Annotated in this window: 14 protein-coding genes and 1 pseudogene; 5 read left to right on the forward strand and 10 right to left on the reverse strand. The window is 71.4% G+C overall.

Going from position 1 to position 15784, the window contains the following annotated elements; translation table 11 throughout:
• The 7 genes from phnX to AC1D1T_RS21280 all read right to left on the reverse strand — a co-directional run.
• A partial coding sequence (phnX, locus tag AC1D1T_RS21250) for a phosphonoacetaldehyde hydrolase (RefSeq protein ID WP_477992438.1) occupies positions 1-837 on the reverse strand: 837 nt, incomplete at its 3' end.
• Complete coding sequence (locus AC1D1T_RS21255; RefSeq protein WP_477992439.1) at positions 834-1934, reverse strand: 2-aminoethylphosphonate--pyruvate transaminase; 1101 nt, start codon at positions 1932-1934, stop codon at positions 834-836. The genes phnX and AC1D1T_RS21255, both read right to left, overlap by 4 nt.
• Positions 1935-1963: 29 nt before the next feature.
• Complete coding sequence (locus tag AC1D1T_RS21260) at positions 1964-3655, reverse strand: putative 2-aminoethylphosphonate ABC transporter permease subunit (protein WP_477826338.1); 1692 nt, start codon at positions 3653-3655, stop codon at positions 1964-1966.
• Positions 3652-4788 (reverse strand): putative 2-aminoethylphosphonate ABC transporter ATP-binding protein, encoded by a 1137-nt coding sequence (locus AC1D1T_RS21265; protein ID WP_477826339.1) that lies wholly within the window; start codon positions 4786-4788, stop codon positions 3652-3654. The genes AC1D1T_RS21260 and AC1D1T_RS21265 overlap by 4 nt, the downstream gene beginning before the upstream one ends.
• Positions 4785-5336 carry a phosphonate degradation HD-domain oxygenase gene (locus AC1D1T_RS21270; protein ID WP_477826340.1) on the reverse strand — a complete coding sequence of 184 codons (552 nt, stop codon included), beginning with the start codon at positions 5334-5336 and terminating at the stop codon, positions 4785-4787. The genes AC1D1T_RS21265 and AC1D1T_RS21270 overlap by 4 nt, the downstream gene beginning before the upstream one ends.
• Positions 5337-5343: 7 nt before the next feature.
• The gene (locus AC1D1T_RS21275; protein WP_477992440.1) at positions 5344-6366 is read right to left on the reverse strand and encodes a putative 2-aminoethylphosphonate ABC transporter substrate-binding protein; all 1023 of its coding nucleotides are present in this window, start codon (positions 6364-6366) and stop codon (positions 5344-5346) included.
• A gap of 90 nt (positions 6367-6456) precedes the next feature.
• Positions 6457-7197, reverse strand: a complete 741-nt coding sequence (locus AC1D1T_RS21280; protein WP_477992441.1) for a 5'-methylthioadenosine/adenosylhomocysteine nucleosidase — start codon at positions 7195-7197, stop codon at positions 6457-6459.
• A 111-nt stretch (positions 7198-7308) separates the two neighbouring features.
• Here AC1D1T_RS21280 and AC1D1T_RS21285 point away from each other — a divergent pair, with 111 nt between their 5' ends.
• Entirely contained in the window at positions 7309-8028 is a 720-nt protein-coding gene (locus AC1D1T_RS21285) for a DUF1161 domain-containing protein (protein WP_477992442.1), read from the forward strand.
• Positions 8029-8037: 9 nt separating this feature from the next.
• Here the strand turns inward: AC1D1T_RS21285 and AC1D1T_RS21290 are convergent, their stop codons facing one another.
• The 3 genes from AC1D1T_RS21290 to AC1D1T_RS21300 form a co-directional block, all read right to left on the reverse strand.
• Positions 8038-8889 carry a CPBP family intramembrane glutamic endopeptidase gene (locus AC1D1T_RS21290; RefSeq protein ID WP_477992443.1) on the reverse strand — a complete coding sequence of 284 codons (852 nt, stop codon included), beginning with the start codon at positions 8887-8889 and terminating at the stop codon, positions 8038-8040.
• Between the two features lie 110 nt (positions 8890-8999).
• Positions 9000-10076 carry an alkene reductase gene (locus AC1D1T_RS21295; protein WP_477828600.1) on the reverse strand — a complete coding sequence of 359 codons (1077 nt, stop codon included), beginning with the start codon at positions 10074-10076 and terminating at the stop codon, positions 9000-9002.
• Between the two features lie 91 nt (positions 10077-10167).
• Positions 10168-11352 (reverse strand): protein kinase family protein, encoded by a 1185-nt coding sequence (locus AC1D1T_RS21300; RefSeq protein WP_477992444.1) that lies wholly within the window; start codon positions 11350-11352, stop codon positions 10168-10170.
• 75 nt (positions 11353-11427) lie between these two features.
• On the opposite strand from AC1D1T_RS21300, the gene AC1D1T_RS21305 reads away from it, so the two are divergent.
• The 4 genes and pseudogenes from AC1D1T_RS21305 to malE all read left to right on the forward strand — a co-directional run.
• On the forward strand, positions 11428-12462 hold the full coding sequence (locus AC1D1T_RS21305) for a LacI family DNA-binding transcriptional regulator (protein WP_477992445.1): 1035 nt from the start codon (positions 11428-11430) through the stop codon (positions 12460-12462).
• A 179-nt stretch (positions 12463-12641) separates the two neighbouring features.
• Positions 12642-14348: an alpha-glucosidase gene (locus AC1D1T_RS21310; protein ID WP_477841282.1), complete on the forward strand. Its 1707-nt coding sequence runs from the start codon at positions 12642-12644 to the stop codon at positions 14346-14348.
• 13 nt (positions 14349-14361) lie between these two features.
• On the forward strand, positions 14362-15486 hold the full coding sequence (locus AC1D1T_RS21315; protein WP_477841284.1) for an ABC transporter ATP-binding protein: 1125 nt from the start codon (positions 14362-14364) through the stop codon (positions 15484-15486).
• Positions 15483-15784 (forward strand): annotated as a pseudogene (malE, locus tag AC1D1T_RS21320) (maltose/maltodextrin ABC transporter substrate-binding protein MalE); the annotation flags it as partial. The gene AC1D1T_RS21315 and the pseudogene malE, both read left to right, overlap by 4 nt.

A 15784-nucleotide genomic window follows, 5' to 3' on the forward strand; every position in this document is an offset into this window, starting at 1 on the left:
GCCTCCAGCACCGCGGGCAACCCGGCGACGCGCCTCCAGCACCGCGGGCAACCCGGCGACGCTGTCGATCACGAAATGCGACCCGGCCTGCGCCAGCTTCGCCGCCGCCCGGCGGCGGTGCGCCTGCAGCTCGTCCGGCGCCAGCGCCTGCAGCTCCGCCAGCGTCAGCCCGGTCTCGTTGCCCGACAGCGACAGCCCGACCGTCCACATGCCGGCCGCGAGGCCTTCCTCGATGCCCGGCACCGTGTCGTCGACCTTCACGCAGGCGGCGAGCTCGCCGATGCCGAGCTCGATCACGTTGGCCAGCGCCATCCACGGCCCCGGCCGCCCGCCTGCTTTCAGGTCGTCGGTCGCGACCGCATGGTCCAGCCTCAGGCCCTGCGCGGCGGCGTGCGGCAGCAGCCGGTCCATCACGACGCGCGGGTAGCCGGAGCACGAGCCGAGCTTCAGGCCGCGTGCACGCAGCGCGGTGACGACGTCCAGCGCGCCGGGGATCAGCGTCGAGTACTGCGCGACCCGCTCCACCTGCAGCGGCATGAAGGCGGCGTACAGCGCATCGACGTCGTCGCGGCCCATCGAATGGCCAAAGCGCGCCTGCCAGCGCGCGGCCACGCCGGGCTGCCGGCCGAGCGCCTGGATGTGGTCCCACTTCGCGAGACCCATCGGCACGCGTGCTTCGGCCAGCGTGATCTCGATGCCGAAGCCGGCGAAGGCATCGATCAGCACCTGGGTCGGTGCGAACGAGCCGTGGTCGACCAGCGTGCCGGCCCAGTCGAAGATGACGGCCTGCAGTGGGCCCTGGTAGCGGCGGGTGTGGCGGTAGGGGGCCTGGTTCATGCCGATGCTCCCATCTCGTCGAGCGCATGGCCGATCGCATCGATCGCCTGCCCGATCTCGGCGCGGCCGATCGCGCCGATGCAGCCGACGCGGAAGGTCTCGACCGCCGTCAGCTTGCCCGGGTACAGCACGACGCCGCGTGCCTTCACGCGCTCGTAGAAATCGCTGAAGTTCCAGCCCGGCCCGGCGGGCGCATGCACCGTGACGATGATCGGCGCCTGGATCGCGGCCGGCAGGAAGCTGCGCAGCCCGAGCCGCGCGAGGCCGGCCAGCAGCGCCTCGCAGTTGTCGCGGTAGCGGGCCAGGCGCGCCGGCTGGCCGCCCTCGGTGTCATGTTGGTCGAGCGCGGCGGCCAGCGCGGCGAGCACGTGCGTCGGCGGCGTGTAGCGCCATTGCCCGGTCTTCTGCAGGTAGCGCCACTGGTCGTGCAGGTCGAGCGACAGCGAATGCGCGCGACCCTCGGCCTGCGCCAGCGCGCTCTCGCGCACCAGCGCGAAGCCCATGCCGGGCACGCCTTCGAGGCATTTGTTGCTGCTGGCGATGACCGCGTCGAAGCGCAGCGTGCGCGCCGGCAGCGGCAGCGCGCCGAAGCCGCTCATCGCATCGATGACGAGGCGCCGGCCGGCGCGCTCGACCACGTCGGCCACCGCCTGCAGCGGGTTCAGGATGCCGGTGCTGGTCTCGCAGTGGATCACGCCGACGTGGGTGATGGCTGCGTCGGCGGCGAGGGCGTCGGCGACGCGCGCCGGGTCGACGGCCGCCGCCTCGCCGAAGTCCAGCACCTGCACCGCGCGGCCCATCACCGCGGTCAGCCGCGCCATGCGCTGGCCGTAGGCGCCGTTCACGAGCACCAGCAGCTTGCCGTCGCGCGGCAGCAGCGTGCCGATCGCGGCCTCGACCGCGAAGGTGCCGGAGCCCTGCAATGGAACGCAGACGAACTCGTCGCCGCCATCGATCACGGCCAGCAGCCGGCGGCACACATCCGCGGTCAGCGCGTTGAAGCGGCCGTCCCACGAGCCCCAGTCGGTCAGCATCGCCATCTTCGTGGCCAGGCTGGTCGTCAGCGGGCCGGGGGTCAACAACAAGGGTTCGCGCATCGGAACATCCGGGTGGGAAAGCGAAGGAATCAGGGCTGGCGCCAGGCCTGCGAGCGCCGCCCGAGCCAGGCCGCGAGCGCGTTGATGAGCAGCGTGGCGGCGAGCGAGCTCGCGACGATCAGCGTGGCCATCGCGGCGGCGGCCGCGGTGTCGCCGGCATCGTCCATGCCGAGCACCGCGATCGACGCGAGCGTGGTGTCGGGCGTGTAGAGGAACACCACCGCGCTGACCGTCGTCATGCTGGAGACGAACAGGTAGCGCGCCACGTCGAGCAGCGCGGGCAGGCTGATCGGCAGCGTCACGCGCAGGCAGGCCGTCCACCACGGCCGCTTCAGGCTGCGCGAGACGGCCTCGATCTCGCCGTCGACCTGGCGCAGCGCGGTCACCATCGTCAGGTGCGCCGTCGTGTAGAAGTGGGCGACGCCGGCAGCGACCAGGATCGCGAGGCTGCCGTACAGCGCGCGTAGCGGGTTGCCCGGCGCGTTGAAGAAGAAGATGTAGCCGAGGCCGAGCACCAGGCCCGGCACCGCCATCGGCAGCAGCACCAGCGCGCGGATCAGCGCGGCCGGCGCGCGCGGCGCCGGGGTCTTCAGCGTCAGGTAGGCGGTGATGAAGACGAGCAGCGTGCCGGCCCCCGCGGTCAGCGCCGCCACCGTCACGCTGTTGCCGAAGGCGCCCCAGCCGCCGCCGTCGACGTGGTCGAAGTCGTAGTGCGCGAGCGTCGGCACGAGCTTGTACGGCCACAGCTGGATCAGCGAGGCGGCGATCGCGGTGCCCAGCAGTGCCAGCAGGAACAGCGACACGGCAGCGCACACGGCGCCGAGCACGCCGTCGCGCGCGCGGTTGCGCGCCGGCCGGTACGCGACCGAGCGCCCGCCCATCGCCGCGCCGCCACGGCGCGCGAGCCGCCGCTCGACGGCGAAGCTCAGCAGCGCCGGCAGCAGCAGGATCAACCCGATCACCGCGCCCTTGCCGAAATCCTGCTGCCCGATCACCTGCTTGTAGGCCTCCAGCGCCAGCACCTGCGTCTGGCCGCCGATCACCTTCGGCACGCCGAAATCGGTGACCACCAGCGTGAACACCACCATGCCGGCCGACGCGAGGCCGTAGCGCGCGTTCGGCAGCGTGATCGTCAGGAAGCGCCGCAGCTTGCCGGCGCCCAGCGATTCGGCCGCCTCGTACAGCCGTGCGTCGGCCACCGCGAGCGCGGTCGCCAGCACCAGTAGCGCATGCGGGAAGGTGTAGAACACCTCGCCCATCACGATGCCGATCGGGCCGTAGATCGACGCGCCGCCCAGCCACGACTTCAGCAGCCCCTGGTTGCCGAACAGGTAGACCAGCGAGATCGCCGGCATCAGCGACGGCGCGAGCAGCGGCGACAGCGCGATCAGCCGCCACACCGGCCGCCCCCACAGCCGCGAGCGCGTCAGCGCGAACGCGAAGGCCAGCGCCAGCGGCAGCACGATCGCGGTGGTGGCGAGCGCGATCAGCACGCTGTTCGACAACGCGCTGCGCAGCCGTGCCTCGCCGAGCAGGGCGTTCAGCTGCGCGAGGCCGGTGAAGCTGCCGTCGCGCGCCTGCACCGCCTTGACGAGGATGGCCGCCAGCGGCGCGGCCAGGAACAGCAGGAACACGCCGGCCAGCAGCCACACCAGCAGGGCCGCCACATGCTCGTCGGCGCTGCGCTGCAGGCGCGGGCCGCTCCAGGCCAGGGTGCTCACGGCGTTGCGTTCTCGAACAGCCGCAGCCGCTCGGCCTGCAGCGTCACCGGCACGCGCTGGCCGGGCACCAGCGCATCGAAGCCGGCGTCGTTCGGGCCGACGTCGGCGAGGATCTCGATCTCGCGCGCGGCGCACAGCGACAGGCTGGCGCGGCGCACGCCGCCCATGAAGTCGACGCGGTCGACGCTGGCCATCAGCGTGTTCGCGCCGGGCGTCCAGTGCGGCTGCACGCGCACGTCTTCCGGCCGGCAGAACAGCGTCGCGGCCGACAAGCCCGGCGCGATCGTGTCGGCGCAGGCGATGCGCACGCCGCCGAGCTGGAACGCGCCCTGCGCGTCGCGCTGCACCGGCAGCCAGTTGGCGCGGCCGACGAAATCGGCGACGAAGCGGCTGGCCGGTTGCCGGTACACCTGCTCCGGCGTGCCGACCTGCTCGATGCGGCCCTGGTTCATCACCGCGATGGTGTCGGCGAGCGCGAGCGCTTCTTCCTGGTCGTGCGTGACCATCACGGTGGTGACGCCGAGCTTGCGCTGCAGGCTGCGCAGCTCGCGGCGCAGGTGCTCGCGCACCTGGGCGTCGAGCGCCGACAAGGGTTCGTCGAGCAGCAGCAGGCTGGGCGAGGTGGCGAGCGCGCGGGCCAGCGCGACCCGCTGCTGCTGGCCGCCGGACAGCTGGGCCGGGTAGCGGGCGGCGACGCCGGCCAGCCCGACCAGGTCGAGCAACTCCTGCACGCGGCGCGCGCGGGCGGCGCGATCGGTGCGCAGGCCGTAGCCGATGTTGGCCGCGACATCGAGGTTCGGGAACAGCGCGTACGACTGGAACACGATGCCGTAGTGGCGCGCGGCGGGCGGCAGCCGGCCGATGTCGCGCCCGTCGAGCCACAGCGTGCCGGCGTCCTGCGGTTCCAGCCCGGCGAGGATGCGCAGCAGCGTCGTCTTGCCGCAGCCCGAAGGCCCGAGCAGGCAGACGAACTCGCCGCGGCGCACCGCGAGGTCGATCCCGCCGAGCGCGGTGAAGCGGCCGAAGCGCTTGGCGACGCCGTCGAGGCGCAGCCAGCCGGCACCGGTGTCGAGGGCTGCCGCGGGGCCGGCCGCGGCGAGCAGCGCGCCGGCGTGGAAGGCCTGCGGCTTCATGCGCGCTGCCCCAGCAGCGCCGTGACGCGCGGCAGGAAATGCGCGATCGGCGGCGTCTCGAGCCCCACCACCTTGGCGGCGTCGTCATGGCGGCGCAGCCGGATCGCGCGTTCGGCCTGGTGGTGGCTCTCGAACGCGGCGACCGCGCGCGGGCTCATCGCGCCGCCCTGCAGCGCGAGGCTGTGGCGCGACGCCTCGGACAGCGCGTCCGCATAGCCCGGCTCGACCGCGCACAGGTAGCGCTTGGCCTCCACGTGCAGCCCGATCGGCTCGACCACGTCGGCCGGCAGCCAGGGCCGCAGGAAGGGCAGCACGCGGTGCTGGTGCAGGTCGTCGATGCCGCGCGCGAGCGCGTCGTCGCGCTGGGCGCTCAGCAGGTGGCCGAGGTCGTGCAGCAGGCAGGCGACGACGAGCGCATCGTCGCCGCCCTGCTGCTCGGCCGCCCAGGCGCACTGCAGCGCGTGCTCGGCCTGGCTGATGGCTTCGCCGCCATAGAGCGACGAGCCTTCGCGGGCGAACAGCGCCTCGATCGCGGCGGCGGTCAGCACGCGCTTGTCACTTCTTCGGTTCGGATTTGCCGTCGTAGCGGCGCGTCCATTCGGCGAGGATGCGTTCGCGGTTGGCGGCCGACCATTTCAGATCCTGCTTGATCAGCAGTTGCTCGTAGTTGGCGGGGATCAGCGGGTTCGGCTTCGCGACGCCGGGGTAGGCGACGATCGCGAAATTCTTCTCGTACAGCTCGTTGGCGCCCTTCGAGGCCGACCAGTCGGCCAGCTTGCGTGCGGCCTCGAGGTTCTTCGTGCCCTGCATCACCGCGGTGGCCTCGACGTCCCAGCCCAGGCCGTCCTGCGGGAACACCAGGTCGATCGGCGCGCCTTCTTCCTTCAGCTTGGCGGCGCGGTACTCGAACGCGATGCCGATCGGGAACTCGCCGGCGGCCGCCTGCTTGCAGGGCTTGGAGCCGGAGTGGGTGTACTGCGCGATGTTGTCGTGCAACCGGTCCATGTAGGCCCAGCCGTCCTTCTCGCCGTACATCTTGAGCCAGGCCGTCACGTCGAAGTAGCCGGTGCCGCTGGAGGCCGGGTTCRGCATCACGACCTTGCCGCGGTACTCGGGCTTCAGCAGGTCCTTCCAGGTCTCGGGCTTCTTCAGGCCGATCCTGGCGGCCTCGACGGTGTTGAAGCAGATCGCCGCGCCCCACACGTCCATGCCGACCCAGCTCGGCACCCTGGCATCGTCGACGTAGACCTTGCTGAGCTTCTCGACGCCCTTCGGCGCGTAGGGCTGCAGCATGCCTTCCTTCTCGAGCACCAGCAGCGAGCTGGCGGCCACGCCCATCACCACGTCGGCCTGCGGCGCGGCCTTCTCGGCCAGCAGCCGGGCGGTGATGATGCCGGTGGAGTCGCGCACCCACTTGATCTTCACGCCGGGGTTGTCGGCCTCGAACTGCGCCTGGTAGGCCTTGATCTGGTCGGCCTCGAGCGCGGTGTAGACGGTCAGCGTGGTGTCGGCATGGGCGAGGCCTGCGGCGAGCAGGGCCAGCGCGGCCAGCGGTGAAGCGATGCGGCGAGCGTGCATGGGAACTCCGGGGGTGGACAACCGGAGCGACTGTAGGAACGCGACATGACGTCGTCGTGACGTCTAGATGACCGCGCCGCGGCAGGTGGCTCAGCCCGGCCGTGCGAGCAGCGCCGTCACGATCGCCTGCGTGTACCGGCTCGCGACCTCCGCGATGAAGCGGTTGAAGTCGACGTGCGCCGCATCGTCGGCTCGGTCGGAGATCGTGCGCAGCACCGCGAACGGCACGCCGAAGTCGTGGCACACCTGCGCGACCGCGGCGCCCTCCATCTCGACCGCCAGCGCGTCCGGCAAGCTCGCCTGCAACAGCCGGCTCTCGCCCGCGCTGCTGACGAAACGGTCGCCGCTGAGGATCAGGCCGCGCCGCAGCTGCGGATCGCGCACGCCGAAATCATCCAGGTGGGCGCGCTGCAGATGGGCCAGCGCCGATGCGGCGGCCGCCTGCACCTCGGCCGACAGCGCCGCATCTGCCGCGAAGCGCGACAGCCCGTACAGCGGCACCTCGTGGCGCGGGAACAGCGGTGACGCATCCATGTCGTGCTGCAGCAGCGTGTCGGCCACCACGATGTCGCCGACCTGCGCCGGGCCGAGGCCGCCGGCCACGCCGGTGAACAGCACGCGCTCGACGCCGAACTCGGCCAGCAGCAGCGTCACCGTCGTGGCGGCCGCCACCTTGCCGATGCGCGACAGCACCAGCACCGCGTCGTGCGCGCCGAGCCGGCCGCTCCAGAACTCGCGCCCGGCACGCTGTACGCAGCGCGCGCCGGACAACTCCTGCTGCAAGCCGTGCAGCTCCTGCGCCATGGCGCTGACGATCGCGATGCGTGACATCTTCACATGATGCCTGCCCGGCCTGTTACACGGCGTGGCGGACATGGCGTAACCTCCGTCGCCATTGCGCTCACTGGGAAGAGCAGTTGAACCACTCATGAGGCACACGCATTGACGTTTTCATCTTTCAATCGCCGCTTCGCGCCCTGGCTGTGCGGTGCCGCCCTCGGGTGGTCGGCGGCGGCGTCGGCCCAGTCGCCGGCCTGCGATCAGTTCAAGGAGGCGGTCTCCACGCGCATCCCCCCCGAGGTGCGCGGCGCGCTGGAGACGATACCGGCCGCGACGCCGGTGCCGCCGGGCGCCAAGGTGGTCGGCACCTGCGACGGCGGCGCGTTCAAGATCCTGCACTACCGGCGCGGGCTGACCCCGCAGGGGGCGACTGCGGCCAGCGCACCCGGTGTGACGAACGCGACAAGCCCGGCGAGCGCGGCGAGTRCCGTGGCCGTGGCGCCGCGGGTGGCGGCGCGTGCGTCGGCGCCGGCCGCGGCGGCGTCCCGGCCCGAGCCGGCAAAACCGGTGGCCGCGAAGCTGCCGGATCCCGTGAAGCCGGTGGCTGCGAAGCCGCCGGAGCCTGCCGCCAGCCCGGTCGCGATGGCGCGCCCGGTGACGACGCCGGTGACGCCCGACACGCGCGACGAACCGCTGATGCGCGATCCACCGCCGCTCCCGGAAGGCCCGGGCCTGATCGCGACGACGACCGACACGCTGGTCGAGCACTGGCCCTGGACCCTCGCCGCCATCCTGCTGCCGCTCGTGGCCTGGGGCTGGTCTTGGTTCTCGCACCGCCGGGTCTACGACGCGGCCGGGCTGCCGCGCGGCCCGAAGCTCTGATTCAAGCCTTCAGCGGCCTGCGAGGGCCGGGTAGGTGAAGAGCAGGAAGTGCGTCGCGTTGAGCGCGAAGTGCACCAGCACCGCCGCCTCGATGCGGCGCGTGCGCGCGTACGCCGCCGCATAGCCGAGGCCCGCCAGGCCCGCGAGCAGCGCGTCGACCGGGCCGCCGGCGAGGTGGGCGAGCCCGAACAGCAGCGTCGACAGCGCAACGGCCACGCCCACCGGCAGCCGGCGATGCAGCTGCTCCTGCAGCAGCCCGCGGAACAGCGCCTCCTCGGCGATGCAGGTCAGCAGCAGGTTGGCGAACAGGAACTGGATCGCGAGCACCGGCAGCTTCGGCGCGAAGGCGACCTGATGCACCGACACCGCCAGCGCGAACACCACCACCGCCGTCGCGACGAACGCGAGGCCCGCGGTGGCCAGTGTGTCGCGCCATTCGCGCAGCGTGGTGAGCCGGGGTGCGAAGGCCGCCAGCAACAGCAGGCCGGCCGAGCCCTTGTCGAAGTTCAGGTACTGGGTGAAGGGCAGCGCGTCCGCGGTGAAGCGGATGCCGTCGTACAACTTCGGGTTGCGAAAGCCCGGCACCACGTGAACGAACAGCGCGATCGCAAGCGCCGCGGCCAGCACCATCAGCACGGCACGCAGCCAGCGCGCTTGCGCCCACCGGCTGCCGAAGGCGAAGGCCGCCAGCAGCGCGAGCGCCGCGACCGCGGGTGCCTGCAGCACGCCGCCGGCCCAGGCCGCGGCGATGGCCGCCAGGTGCAGCACCGGCCACAGCGGCAGGCGGCGGCCCGCGACCGGCAGCGGCGGGATCCACACGGCACACAGCGCCGCGCACAGCAGGACGAAGGGGAGGCTCATCGAACGCTCATTGAACGATCAGGCCTCGCTCCAGCGGCGGAACGAAGCACCGGTGCGGGAACGATCGGCGACGGGAGTATCGCGCGATGTTCCCACGACGGCGCCCGTCCTCAGGCCGTCTGCACCGCGTAGTCGGTATAGCCCTTGGCGCCCGGCGTGTAGAAGGTCGAGAAGTCCGGCGCGGTCAGCGGCGCATCCTTCTTCAGGCGCTCGACCAGGTCCGGGTTCGAGATGAACGGCCGGCCGAAGGCGACCAGGTCGGACTGGCCGGACTGCAGCGTCTTCTCGCCGCTCGCGCGGTCGAAGCCGCCGGCCAGGATGAACGGGCCCTTGAAGGCCTCGCGCAGCGCGGCCTTGGTGGCGGCCGGAATCGGGGGCGCGCCCATCGCCGAGTGATCGAGCTCGTGCACGTACAGCAGGCCGATGGCCGACAGTTCCTTCACCAGCGCGACGTACTGCTCGTCGACGCCGTCGAACGGGCCGGTCGCGTTGAACACGCCGTGCGGCGACACGCGGATGCCGACCTTGCCGGCGCCGATGCGGTTCGCCACCGCGCGCACCACTTCGAGCGCGAAGCGGTTGCGGCCGGCCGCGCTGCCGCCGTAGCCGTCGGTGCGCTGGTTGACGTTGCCGTTCAGGAATTGCTCGATCAGGTAGCCGTTGGCGCCATGCAGCTCGACGCCGTCGAAGCCGGCCTCGATCGCAAGCTGGGCCGAGGCGGCGTACTCGGCGACCACGTGGTCGATGTCGGCCTGCGTCATCGCACGCGGCGCGCTGTGCGGCTGCATGCCGTTCGAATCGGTGTACATCTCGCCGGGCAGCACGGCAGCGGTCGGGCCGACCACTTCGGCGCCGGCCGGCAGGTTGGCGGCGTGCGAGACGCGGCCGGTGTGCATCAGCTGGATCACGATCCTGCCGCCCTTGGCGTGCACCGCGTCGGTCACCAGTTTCCAGCCGGCGGCGTGGGCAGCGTTGTACAGGCCCGGGATGCGCGCATAGCCGAGACCGTTCGGCGACGGCGAGGTGCCCTCCGTGATGATCAGCCCGGCGCCGGCGCGCTGGGCGTAGTACTCGGCCATCAATGCGTTTGGCGTGTTGGCCTCGACAGCGCGGCTGCGCGTCATCGGCGACATCACGATGCGGTTGCGCAGCGACAGCGAGCGGAGGGTGGTCGGTTCGAAGAGCATGGGGCTGTCCTTGGGTCTGGCGGAATCGGTCCGGAATTTGTCCGGAAAGGCCCGCATCGTAGGACCGGCGCCAACCGGCTGTCGGCAGTTGTCAGGAGGCCTTTTCAGGCCGAGGCCATTCGTTCGGACGATGCATGCCTTCGTGGTCTGAGGTAGATGCAGGCAGCTGGAACTCGACCGCCTGCCGCCGCCGTTGCTCGTAGCGCGCGATCAGGCCGGGCCGGTCGAGGGCCGCTTCGTCGCCCTGCCAGGCGCCGTGTGCCGCCAGCGCCCCGTGGTGCAGCCGCAGTGCCTGCAGCAACCAGTCGGCGCGAGCCAGCGTCGTCGGCGTGCAGGTCTGCCCCTTCAGGTCGTCGTCGAGGTCGGTGGCGTGTGAGCGCCAGCCCTCGCGCAGGTACAGGTCGGCCAACGGCCCGGCGAGCGCGGCGCGCCACCCGCGGCAGATGCCGTCCAGCCAGTGCAGCACGGTGGCGGTGGCGCCGTCGGCAGCCAGCTGGCTGCGCAGGCGCTCGTACGCGTCGAGTGCGATCGCCTTCTCCATGCGGAAGGCACGCAGCGCGGCGTCTGCACCGAGCCGGCTCTCCAACTGCAGCAGCCAGCCGAACACGTGGCGCGATTCGATGCGCTCGGCCAGGTGGTGCTGCGGCGCGCTCAGGCCGGTGCCGGCGCTGTTGAAATGCCGCAGCGGGTCGAAGCGATACAGGTAGCCGTAGTCGAACAGCCAGACCTGCCGCGCGTCGCGCAACACGTTGCCGGGGCAGAAATCCCATTCGAAGAAGCCGGCGCGCAGCAGCGCGAGGCCGCTGTCGAACAGCTGGCGCAACCCGGTTTCGTCCCAGCCGTCGACCCGCGAGCCGGCGATCCACGGCGACACGATCAGGCCCTGCGTCAGCGAGGCGTAGAGCGTCGGGCTCAGGCCGGGCCGTTGCAACGCGGGCAGGCCGGCCATCTCGGCGCGGCGCTGCACCTCGTTGAGGAACGAGGTCTGGCCGTCGACGCCTTGCACCTTGCAGGCGCTGCGCGCGCGCTTGACGGCCCAGTCGCGGCCGCCGGCGTGCACGCGGAACACCTCGGCGGTGAGGCCGCTGTCGTGCAGCTCGCGCACCGCGGGGTGGCGGGCGTCGAGCCGCATCAGTTCAGCGGGCGGCAGCGGGCAGTCGGCGGCGTGGCCGACCACGAGGTCGCGGCCGGACGCGACCCAGTCGAGCTGGCGCTGGCGCCGCAGCTGTTCGATGTCGGTGTCGGCGTTGGTGGCGTCGGGGGGCAAGGTCGTCATGGCGGGCCGGATTCTGCCGGGTGCGACGCTATAGTCAACGCGCCCTGTCAGCCGCTCGTCTGTATTTCCGATCCGATGTCGAAACCCGCTCCCGAACGTTCGCGACTCACGCTGGCCGATGTGGCCGCGAGCCTGGGCGTGAGCCGCACGACGGTGTCGAACGCGTTCAACCGGCCGGAGCAGTTGTCGAAGGATCTGCGCGAATCCATCCTCGCCCGCTCGCGCGAGCTCGGCTACTACGGGCCCGACACGATGGCCCGCGCGCTGCGGCGGCGCGAACTGCGCGAGGTGGCGGTGGTGTTCCACCACGACCTGCGCTATGCGTTCGGCGACGAGCTGAGCCTCGACTTCCTGCGCGGCGTCACGCGCCAGCTCGACCTGCGCGGGTTGAGCCTGCAGCTGATCCCGAAGCTCGGCCGCCAGCTGCTGCTGCAGGCCGCGTTCCAGACCACGGCCGATGCGCTGATCGTGCATGCCGAGATCGGCCCCGAGGTGGTGCCGCAGGTGCAGGCGGCGCACAAGCCGATCGTGCTGGTCGACACGCAGGTGCCGGGCACGCCGTCGGTCTGCCTCGATGACCGCCAGGGCGCGGCGCTCGCGATGGGGCATGCGCTCGCTGCGCGGCCCGATGCGGTGCTGGTGATCACGTTCCCGCTCGACGACGCCGAGCGTGCGCGGGCGCTCGGTGCGGATCCGGATCGAAGCCCGTTCGTCACGTCGGAGCGGCTGAGCGGCTATGCGCAGGCGGTGCGGGCGCAGGGCTTCGACGAGCGGCGGGTGTTCTGGGCGCCGGTCGACGACAGCGAGCCCGAGGCCGCGGCGGCCCAGGCGGCGCAGGCGATGCGCGAGCGGCTCGCGCCGTACCGCCGGATCGCGCTGGTGGCGATGAGCGACCGCATGGCGCTCGCGGCGCGCAGCGTGATCGTGGACTGGCCCGGCACCACGCTGGTGGCGGCGGTCGGCTTCGACGACATCGCGGCGGCCCGCGCGGCCGGGCTGACGACGATTCGCCAGAACGCGGTCGTGAAGGGCGAGACGGCGGTGCGCATCGTGCTCGACGGGGAGGATTCGGTGCTGCTGCCGCTGGAGCTGATCGTTCGCGACACCTGAGCCCACCTGACGGCTGCTACAGGAGCATCAGGTCCATTCGGGTTTTGCCGATCAAAAATCAAGGGTAAACCCTCTCTTTCTCGATTCAGTTGCCCGCATAAAGTGGCGCCCAACCTGCAGAAGCATCGTATTTGTAGTCAAACTACAACGCTCATGCGGTAGTCCTGAATCCGATCCGCATGACCGACCTCGCCACCGCACCGCGCCACGCACCCGCTGCACCCTCCCATTCCGCCCGCCGGCCGGCGGCCGACCCCGCCGCCTGGTGGCGGGGCGCGGTGATCTACCAGATCTACCCGCGCAGCTTCGCCGACCACAACGGCGACGGCATCGGCGACATCGCCGGCATCATCGACCGGCTGCCCTACGTCGCGAGCCTGGGCGTCGATGCGATCTGGGTCTCGCCGTTCTTCCGCTCCCCGATGAAGGACTTCGGCTACGACATCGCCGACTACCGCGATGTCGACCCGCTGTTCGGCACGCTGGCCGATTTCGACCGGCTGATCGCCCGCACCCACGAGCTCGGCCTGAAGCTGATGATCGACCAGGTGCTGTCGCACACCTCCGACCAGCACGACTGGTTCCGCGAGAGCCGCGCGAGCCGCAGCAACCCGAAGGCCGACTGGTATGTGTGGGCCGACCCGCGGCCCGACGGCACGCCGCCGAACAACTGGCTCAGCGTGTTCGGCGGTTCGGCCTGGCAGTGGGATTCGCGCCGGCGCCAGTACTACTTGCACAACTTCCTCGCGAGCCAGCCCGACCTGAACTTCCACTGCCCCGAGGTGCAGGACCAGGTGCTGGCCGACATCCGCTTCTGGCTCGAGCGCGGCGTCGACGGCTTCCGCTTCGATGCCTGCATCTTCCACTTCCACGACCGGCTGCTGCGCGACAACCCGCCGGCCGAATCGCGCGACACCCGCAGCGTCGGCGAGAGCAACCCGTACGGCATGCAGCGCCACCTGCACGACAAGACGCAGCCGGAGAACCTCGCGTTCCTGCAGCGCGTGCGGCGGCTGCTCGACGGGCACGGCGCCGCCAGCGTCGGCGAGATCGGCGACGACGATTCGCTGAAGACGATGGCCGACTACACCCGCGGCGGCGACAAGCTGCACATGGCCTACAGCTTCAACCTGCTGACCGCCGAGCGCAGTGCCGCCTACATCCGCCAGCAGGTCGAGGACCTCGAGGCGCAGATGCACGACGGCTGGGCCAGCTGGTCGTTCGGCAACCACGACGTGCCGCGCGTGCTGACGCGCTGGGGCGGCCCGGGCGCCGACCTGGCCTACGCGAAGGTCGCGACTGCCATGCTGGTGAGCCTGCGCGGCAGCGTCTGCTGGTGGCAGGGCGACGAGCTCGGGCTGACCGAGGCCGAGATCCCGTTCGAGCAGGTGCAGGACCCGTACGGCCTCGCGTTCTGGCCGGAGTTCAAGGGCCGCGACGGCTGCCGCACGCCGATGCCGTGGGTGCATTCGCAGCCGCACGCCGGCTTCAGCCAGGGTCGCGCGGTGCAGCCGTGGCTGCCGGTGCCGGCCGAGCACGCGGCGCGCGCGGTCGACGTCAACGAGCGCGATCCCGCCTCGCCGCTGAACTTCATGCGCCGGCTGCTGGCCTGGCGGCGGCAGCAGCCGGCGATGGTCAGCGGCGACATCCGCTTCATCGATGCGCCGGAGCCGGTGCTGGCGTTCGTTCGCTCGCCGGAGGCGGGTGTCGAGGGGGCGTCGCTGCTGTGCGTGTTCAACATCGGCAGCGAGCCGGTCACGGTGGATCTCGACGCGCCGGCGACGACGGTCGTCGCGACGCAGCTCGATGCGGCGCTGCAGGGCTCGCGCAGCGGGCGGCGTTTCACGCTGCCGGCGCACGGCCTGTACTTCGGCGAGCTGGCCTGATCGCGAACGCAGCATGGCCCACCTGCAACTGAAGTCGCTGCGCAAGGCGTTCGACGACGTCGTCATCCTGCACGGTGTGGACCTGGAGGTCCGCGATGGCGAGTTCCTGGTGTTCGTCGGTCCGTCGGGCTGCGGCAAGTCGACGCTGCTGCGCTGCATCGCCGGCCTCGAGGACATCACCTCGGGCGAGCTGTACATCGGCGACGAACTCGTCAACGACGTGCCGCCGGCCAAGCGCGGCATCGCGATGGTGTTCCAGAGCTACGCGCTCTACCCGCACATGACGGTGGCCGAGAACATGGCGTTCGGGCTGCGTCTCGCCGGCTACTCCAAGGACGAGATGCGCGCCGCGGTGAGCCGCGCGGCGCAGGTGCTGCAGATCGAGCACCTGCTGGAGCGCAAGCCGAAGGCCTTGTCCGGYGGCCAGCGCCAGCGCGTGGCCATCGGCCGCGCGATCGTGCGCAAGCCGGGCGTGTTCCTGTTCGACGARCCGCTGTCGAACCTGGATGCMGCGCTGCGCGTGCAGATGCGCGTGGAACTCTCGCGCCTGCACCAGGAACTGAAGACCACGATGGTCTACGTGACGCACGACCAGGTGGAGGCGATGACGCTGGCCCACCGCATCGTCGTGCTCAACGCGGGCCGCATCGAGCAGGTCGGTACGCCTATGGAGCTGTACCACCGGCCGGTGAACCGCTTCGTCGCCGGCTTCATCGGCTCGCCGAAGATGAACTTCATCGAAGGCAGGTTGCTGGGCGCGGACGACGGCCTGGCCCGCATCGCGCTGGCCGACGGCTCGACCGCGACGGTGCAGGCCGACGCCGCGTCGCTGGCCGCCGGCGCCAAGGTCACCCTGGGCCTGCGCCCCGAGCACGTCGACGCTGCCGGCACGCCCACCCCGCAGGCGATGCGTGCGCACGTGCAGCTGGCCGAGCACCTGGGCGACATCACCTACCTGCACGTGACCTTGACCGGCGCCACCGAGGCGATGACGATCCGCACCGCGCCGGAGAACCCGCTGAAGACGGGCGACACCGCGTACCTGAGTTTCCCGCCGCAGCGTGGCTTCCTGTTCGACGAGCAGGGGCGCACGCTCTTTTCATCACCACAACACACACCACCCGGAGACACACGATGAACACCAAGCGACATCACCTGAAGCTGCTTGCCGGCGCCGCGATCCTGGCACTGGCCGGCACCGCCCTGCCTTTGGTCAGCCACGCCGCCGAGCCCGGCAAGCTGCTGATCTGGATCAACGGCGACAAGGGCTACAACGGCCTGGCCAAGGTGGGCGAGGAGTTCACCGCCAAGACGGGGGTGCAGGTGGTGGTGGAGCACCCGGAGGACGCACCGAACAAGTTCCAGCAGGCCGCCGCGGCCGGCAAGGGCCCGGACATCTGGATCTGGCCGCACGACCGCATCGGCGAGTGGATCGC

The sequence above is a fragment of the Rhizobacter sp. P2_H3 genome (genome assembly GCF_056403355.1).

Bases quoted from the DNA above. Each gene is read 5' to 3' on its own strand.
- AC1D1T_RS21280 (WP_477992441.1), bottom strand. From the start codon at position 7,197: ATGTCACGCATCGCGATCGTCAGCGCCATGGCGCAGGAGCTGCACGGC.
- AC1D1T_RS21295 (WP_477828600.1), bottom strand. From the start codon at position 10,076: ATGCTCTTCGAACCGACCACCCTCCGCTCGCTGTCGCTGCGCAACCGC.
- AC1D1T_RS21310 (WP_477841282.1), top strand. From the start codon at position 12,642: ATGACCGACCTCGCCACCGCACCGCGCCACGCACCCGCTGCACCCTCC.
- AC1D1T_RS21305 (WP_477992445.1), top strand. From the start codon at position 11,428: ATGTCGAAACCCGCTCCCGAACGTTCGCGACTCACGCTGGCCGATGTG.
- AC1D1T_RS21290 (WP_477992443.1), bottom strand. From the start codon at position 8,889: ATGAGCCTCCCCTTCGTCCTGCTGTGCGCGGCGCTGTGTGCCGTGTGG.
- AC1D1T_RS21300 (WP_477992444.1), bottom strand. From the start codon at position 11,352: ATGACGACCTTGCCCCCCGACGCCACCAACGCCGACACCGACATCGAA.
- AC1D1T_RS21255 (WP_477992439.1), bottom strand. From the start codon at position 1,934: ATGCGCGAACCCTTGTTGTTGACCCCCGGCCCGCTGACGACCAGCCTG.
- AC1D1T_RS21265 (WP_477826339.1), bottom strand. From the start codon at position 4,788: ATGAAGCCGCAGGCCTTCCACGCCGGCGCGCTGCTCGCCGCGGCCGGC.